The sequence below is a fragment of the Mesorhizobium sp. M2C.T.Ca.TU.002.02.1.1 genome, assembly GCF_003997225.1.
In genome coordinates this window covers 1-5,614 of sequence record NZ_RZTO01000390.1, presented here as the reverse complement: position 1 = coordinate 5,614, position 5,614 = coordinate 1, and the positions used below count along the sequence as shown (strand labels likewise).

Here is a 5,614-nt window from a genome sequence, read left to right as displayed (position 1 = left end):
CGGCCTGCCAGCGCTGCCGCCGCTGGCCGGTTTCATCACGGTGGCGGTCGGGGTGATCTCCGGCGTGCTTTATTTGCTCCATGCCCGCCGCGCCAAGAACCCGCTGCTGGCGCTGGAGCTGTTCCGCAACCAAGTCTTCCGGTCCTCGGTGCTCGGCGGCTCGCTGTTTCGCGTCGGCATCGGCGCGGTGCCGTTCCTTCTGCCGCTGATGTTCCAGATCGGCTTCGGGCTGACCCCGTTTCAGTCGGGCATGATCACCTTCGTCTCGGCGATCGGCGCCATCGGCATGAAGTTCGTCACGGCACTGCTGTTCCGGCTTGCCGGCTTCCGGCGCGTGCTGATCTGGGGCTCGCTGGTCGCAGCCGCCTCGATCGCCATCTACGGCCTGTTCACGCCGCAGACGCCCTACGCGCTGATGCTGGCGATCCTTCTGGTCGGCGGCTTCATCCGCTCGATGTTCTTCACCGGCGTCAATGCGCTTTCCTATGCCGAGATCACGTCCGCCGACACCAGCAAGGCGACGCCGATCACCGCGGTTTTCCAGCAATTGTCGATCGCGATGGGCGTGGCGCTGGCCGGCGGCATCCTCGAAGTGTCGACCTCGATCCATGGCGGGCCGCTGACCTTGCGGGATTTCCACATCGCCTTCTTCATCGTGGCAGCCGTCTCGGCGGCAGCCTCGATCACCTTCATGCGGCTTGGTCCGGAGGCCGGCAGTGCCGTCTCGGGCCACGGCCGACTAACCGCGCCGAAGACGCTGGAATCGGTGGGGACGGCGGGGAAGTGAGCACGCCTTCCCCTTCTCCCACAACAAGGGGAGAAAAAGCGGCGCTACCCCTTGAACTCCTTCGCCAGCAAATACAGCTCCACCGATTCATCGCGCGAGGCCGGCGGCTTCACATGATGGACCGAGCGGAAGTTCTGCTTCAGCAGTGACAAGAGCTCGTTCTCAGCGCCGCCCTGGAATGTCTTGGCAAGAAAATGCCCGCCGGGCTTGAGCACGTGCAGCGCGAATTCGGCCGCCACTTCGCACAGATGCATGGTGCGCAGGTGGTCGGTGCGGCGGTGCCCTGTCGTGGGCGCCGCCATGTCGGACAGCACAACGTCCGGCTGGCCGCCAAGCGCTTCGCCCAGTTTCTGCGGCGCGTCGGGGTCGAGGAAATCCATCTGCAGGATGACGGCGCCCGGAACCGGATCCATTTCGAGATAGTCGATGCCGACGACATGCGGGTTCTCGGCGCTCGACTTCGTCCGCGCGGCCGCCACCTGGCACCAGCCGCCGGGGGCAGCACCGAGGTCGATCACCTTCATGCCGGGCTTCAGCAGATGATGCTTGTCGTCGATCTCGATCAGCTTGTAGGCGGCGCGGGAGCGGTAGCCATCGGCCTTGGAGCGCTGCACATAGGGATCGTTCATGTGGCGCTCGAGCCAACGGCGCGAGGATTCCTTCAAGCCGCTCTTCTTTTTGATCCTGGTCTTGAGGACGCGAATGCTTCCCAAGCCCGGCTTTTCCGGTTTCTTTGTCATTGCCTGATTTCTTGCCCGAGCATGACCTCGCGACGGCTTCGCGTTTGAGCAGCGCCTTCCCCCACTCCGTCGCCGCTTCGCGGCGCCACCTCTCCCCCCTCCGGAGGGAGAGGAAGGGTGCCAAGGCTGGGGACCTCGCGCCTTTCCTCTCCCCCGTCGATCGGGGGAGACGTGTCGAGCGAAGCTCGACGGAGTGGGGGTCGACTATTCGCCAAAGCAACGCTTCCACTTCTTGGGATCATGCCCGGCGCCCATCATTGCGCCAGACGCCGTCATCGGCCATCAGCTCGCTCAGGATACCCTCGCGCAGGCCGCGGTCGGCGACGCGCAGCCGCTCCGACGGCCAGACACCGCGGATCGCTTCCAGGATCGCGCAGCCGGCGAGCACGAGGTCGGCGCGGTCGGCGCCGATGCAGGGGTTGGCGCAACGCTGCTGGAAATCCCAGCCGATCAGCCGCTCTATCATGCGGTCGACGCTGTCGCGGTCCATCCACAGCCCATCGACGCGGCGGCGGTCATAGCGATCGAGATCAAGGTGCACGCCGGCGAGCGTCGTCACCGTGCCGGACGTGCCGAGCAGATGGAAGTTGGGGCTGGCCAGCACATGCGCGAGCCGGTCGCGGCCGTCGAAGGCCGTCAGCCGGGCGGCCACGTCCTCGACCATGGCGGCAAAAGTCTCGCGCGTCACCGTGCGGCCGCCGAAGCGCTCGGCGAGCGAGACGACGCCGACGGGCAGCGACGTCCAGGAGACAATGTGGTTGGCCAGACGCGGCGAGCGCCGTCCGGTCAGGTCGATCAGCGCGATTTCCGACGAGCCGCCGCCAATGTCGAACAGCACCACGCCTTGCGTGTCGCGCTCGACCAGCGAGCCGCAGCCGGAAACGGCAAGGCGGGCCTCGGTCTGGCGGTCGATGATCTCGAGCTTCAGCCCAGCCTCGCGCTCGACGCGATCCAGAAACTCGACACCGTTGGCGGCCGAGCGGCAGGCCTCGGTGGCGATCAGCCTGGCTTTCCTGATCTTGCGGTTGCGCAGCTTCTCGCCGCAGATCTTCAGCGCCTCGACCGCGCGGTCCATCGCGGCCTGGCTGAGCCGGCCGCTGGCGGTCAGCCCCTCGCCCAGCCTGACGATGCGCGAGAAAGCGTCGATGACGCGAAACTGGCCGTGACGGCCGGGCACCGCGACCAGCAACCGGCAATTGTTGGTGCCGAGGTCGAGCGCGGCAAAGACGGGCAATTCCGGTTGCGGCGGACGCTGCGGGGCCGCCAGCCTTGGCTCAACCTGCGAAGGCGTGCTCTGAGGTTGGCTTGCAGTCGTGGCGGCAGGCGCAAGTTGCGGCACGACGCCGTTCTCGTCGCGCGCGAACACCTTGCGGCCGCGCTTGCGTTTGCGGCGCTTGCGTGTCTTGCCTTTCGGCTGATCGCCATGCTGGTCGGCCTGACTTGCGCCGGTTTGTCGCTGGCCCGGATGCTTGGGGCCGGCATGTCTGGGGTCGGCATGTCTTTGGTGCGCGCCCGCGTGGCGGCTGAATCGCGCCGGTTGCGGGCCTGCCGGCTGCGTCGGCGATGCCCCGGACATGCCCACTGCCGACGCGCCCGCGCCGGTATCGTGGTCTTCCACTTCAGTTCCTTCCGGCGCCGCGCGAACCGGGAACGGACGCAGCAGGCACCTCGATTTGTTTCAAGTTGAGGGCAGAGTAGCAGCGCCGTTCGCAATCACCAAGAGCGCGAGGCCGAATTTCGCCAATGTCACATTTTGCCGGGGTCACGTCGGGGCAACGTCTTGCCGGTTGAATAGCCGGCTTCAATCAGGCATGTCTCAAATGCGGGTTCGAAGGGTTGGGCAACATCAAATCAATGAGCTGCAGCGCATGATGACGACGCCATGAATTGGAGGCGCTATTTCTGGCCGGTCATAGGCATCGCGGCCGTGGCGTTCTCGCTGTGGCTGCTCATCCACGAACTGCGCGGCATTTCGCTCGACGATGTCTGGGCCGGCATCGCCGCCATCCCGCCGCGCGACTGGGTGCTCGCGGCGCTGAGCTCGGTCGTCGCCTATGCCTCGCTCGCCGGCTACGACCACATAGCGCTGCTGCATATCGGCAAAAAAGTATCGTGGCTGTTCGTCACGCTGTGCTCCTTCACCACTTACGCGGTGTCGCACAATATCGGCGGCTCGGTGTTTTCCGGCGCGGTGATCCGCTATCGCGCCTATGCCACGCGGGGATTGACCGGCCAGGAGGTCGGCGTGCTGGTGGCGATCTGCTGGTTCACCTTCATCCTGTCCAGCGTTTTCCTCGGCGGCCTCGTTCTATTGTTCGAACCGCAGATCATCGATCGTTTCACCGGCGCGCCGCACCATGGCGCCGCCTTCGCCGCGGGGCTCGCCATGCTTATCCTCGTCGGCGCCTATGCCTTCGGCAGCTGGCTTGGGCTGAGACCTTTGAAAATAGGCGGCTTCCAGCTCCACTACCCGGCACTGCAGATCGTGGCGCGACAGTTGCTGATCGGACCGGTCGAGCTGCTGGGCGCCGCGGCGATCATCTACTTTGCCCTGCCGGACATCGGCAATCCCGGCTATTTCGTCGTGCTCGGCGTGTTCATGGTGTCGTTCTCGATCGGGCTGCTGTCGCATGCGCCGGGCGCGCTCGGCGTGTTCGAGGTCGTCTTCCTCACCGGCCTTTCCGACATGGATCCGGTCGGCGTGCTTGCAGCACTTCTGGTGTTCCGCCTGTTCTATCTCATCATTCCGCTGCTGATCGGTCTTGGCGTGGTGCTCTATTTCGAGCATTCGCAGTACAGCCGCGGCGAGAGCTGAAGCCTTCCGCCCGCCCGGCCGAACGGCCAACGCATGTCCCCAAAAGTGCCGAGCGGTTTTGGGCGAACGACATGCATCGGACAAAGGCTTCAAAAAGGCTGCGATTGAACTCAGCTGCGGGCTTGACTATTTTTCGATGGCGGCTACAAGGCAGCGCTCGCGGCACATGAGCCGCTTGGCGAGCGCGATACCAGACGCGCCTGCTGGGGAATAGGTTAACGGTAGACCCACGGACTCTGACTCCGTTAGTCCTGGTTCGAATCCAGGTTCCCCAGCCACTACTCTTTTATCCAATTAAAACAATATCTTAGAAGAGGCGAGACAGCGACAACCGGAACACCCGTCCGGAGCGCCTTTCGAACTGATAGACTTGGCACCCCCGAACTGTGCATCAAGGGGAATCTCTGTAGACCTCAAGATAGAATCCGCTAGTATTTCTCGGGAACCGACGGGGGGCGCAGTGGAATATTCTAACGCACAGCTAAAAGGGTATGGAGAGGCCGTTCAGTCTCTCAAGCTATATCGACGGGCAGAGTTGCGGGACGTAGCTGACGATGAGCCAATCATCGAAGAGCTATACGTGGATCCGCTGCAAAATAATGCAGTCCTAGAAACGATGCTGCGTCCTAACACGACCTTCCTCATCGGTCGGAAAGGCACTGGTAAATCGACCGTATTTCAGCGCGCTCAACACGAAATAAGAAAGAAGAATCGGACCATATCGGCCTACATTGATATCAAGACCGTCTTTGAGTCTGCAGTCGTCGATAATGATGTGTCACAAAAGATATCAGCTATAAGCGGTGCCGTTACAGAATCTGATCTGAAACGAATATTGCTTTATAGATCTTTTACCAGATCTGTTTTCGTTGACATTCAGAAAGAGCTCAAATCGCAGATAAACAATTCTTTCCTTGAGAAAATATTTGGTAAAAGTGATCACAATAATAAGCGCTTGACGGCAATTGAGTCCATTGATCAGCTACTTGATGGCGCTTTTGAAGCTGACATAACAGACGTTACAGGAATATCCTCTACTTTAGTCAAAAAGAACTCCAACAACAAATCGACTTCCTCCTCAAAAGCAAGCGCGGGGGTCAAAGTTTCAGCCGGCGCGACAGGCGTTCCTTCCGCCGATATGCATTTCGACACGGGGTTGGAAGACTCTACGGAACTGGCGTTCGGCGATTCCAAAGAATTTTCACAGATCCTGATAAAGACATTCAACATCAATCGGATCATGGAGCGGTTGGAGGCCGTGCTCTCCGGGAT

At 61.9% G+C, this 5,614-nt stretch carries 5 protein-coding genes and 1 tRNA gene; 4 read left to right on the top strand and 2 right to left on the bottom strand.

Going from position 1 to position 5,614, the window contains the following annotated elements:
• Positions 1 to 787 (top strand): multidrug efflux MFS transporter (locus EOD07_RS20145; protein WP_164772375.1); only part of this gene is annotated, 787 nt, incomplete at its 5' end.
• 44 nt (positions 788 to 831) lie between these two features.
• Here EOD07_RS20145 and EOD07_RS20140 read toward each other — a convergent pair.
• Together EOD07_RS20140 and EOD07_RS20130 are read right to left on the bottom strand one after the other, a co-directional pair.
• Positions 832 to 1,527 carry an RlmE family RNA methyltransferase gene (locus tag EOD07_RS20140; protein ID WP_127236714.1) on the bottom strand — a complete coding sequence of 232 codons (696 nt, stop codon included), beginning with the start codon at positions 1,525 to 1,527 and terminating at the stop codon, positions 832 to 834.
• 238 nt (positions 1,528 to 1,765) lie between these two features.
• Positions 1,766 to 3,145 carry a Ppx/GppA phosphatase family protein gene (locus EOD07_RS20130; RefSeq protein ID WP_127236713.1) on the bottom strand — a complete coding sequence of 460 codons (1,380 nt, stop codon included), beginning with the start codon at positions 3,143 to 3,145 and terminating at the stop codon, positions 1,766 to 1,768.
• A gap of 264 nt (positions 3,146 to 3,409) precedes the next feature.
• Between EOD07_RS20130 and EOD07_RS20125 the strand changes: the two genes are divergently transcribed.
• From EOD07_RS20125 to EOD07_RS20115, 3 genes are all read left to right on the top strand, one after another.
• Positions 3,410 to 4,342 (top strand): YbhN family protein, encoded by a 933-nt coding sequence (locus EOD07_RS20125; RefSeq protein WP_127236712.1) that lies wholly within the window; start codon positions 3,410 to 3,412, stop codon positions 4,340 to 4,342.
• Positions 4,343 to 4,546: 204 nt separating this feature from the next.
• Positions 4,547 to 4,620, top strand: a tRNA-Gln gene (locus tag EOD07_RS20120).
• Between the two features lie 182 nt (positions 4,621 to 4,802).
• A partial coding sequence (locus tag EOD07_RS20115; RefSeq protein WP_206519504.1) for a hypothetical protein occupies positions 4,803 to 5,614 on the top strand: 812 nt, incomplete at its 3' end.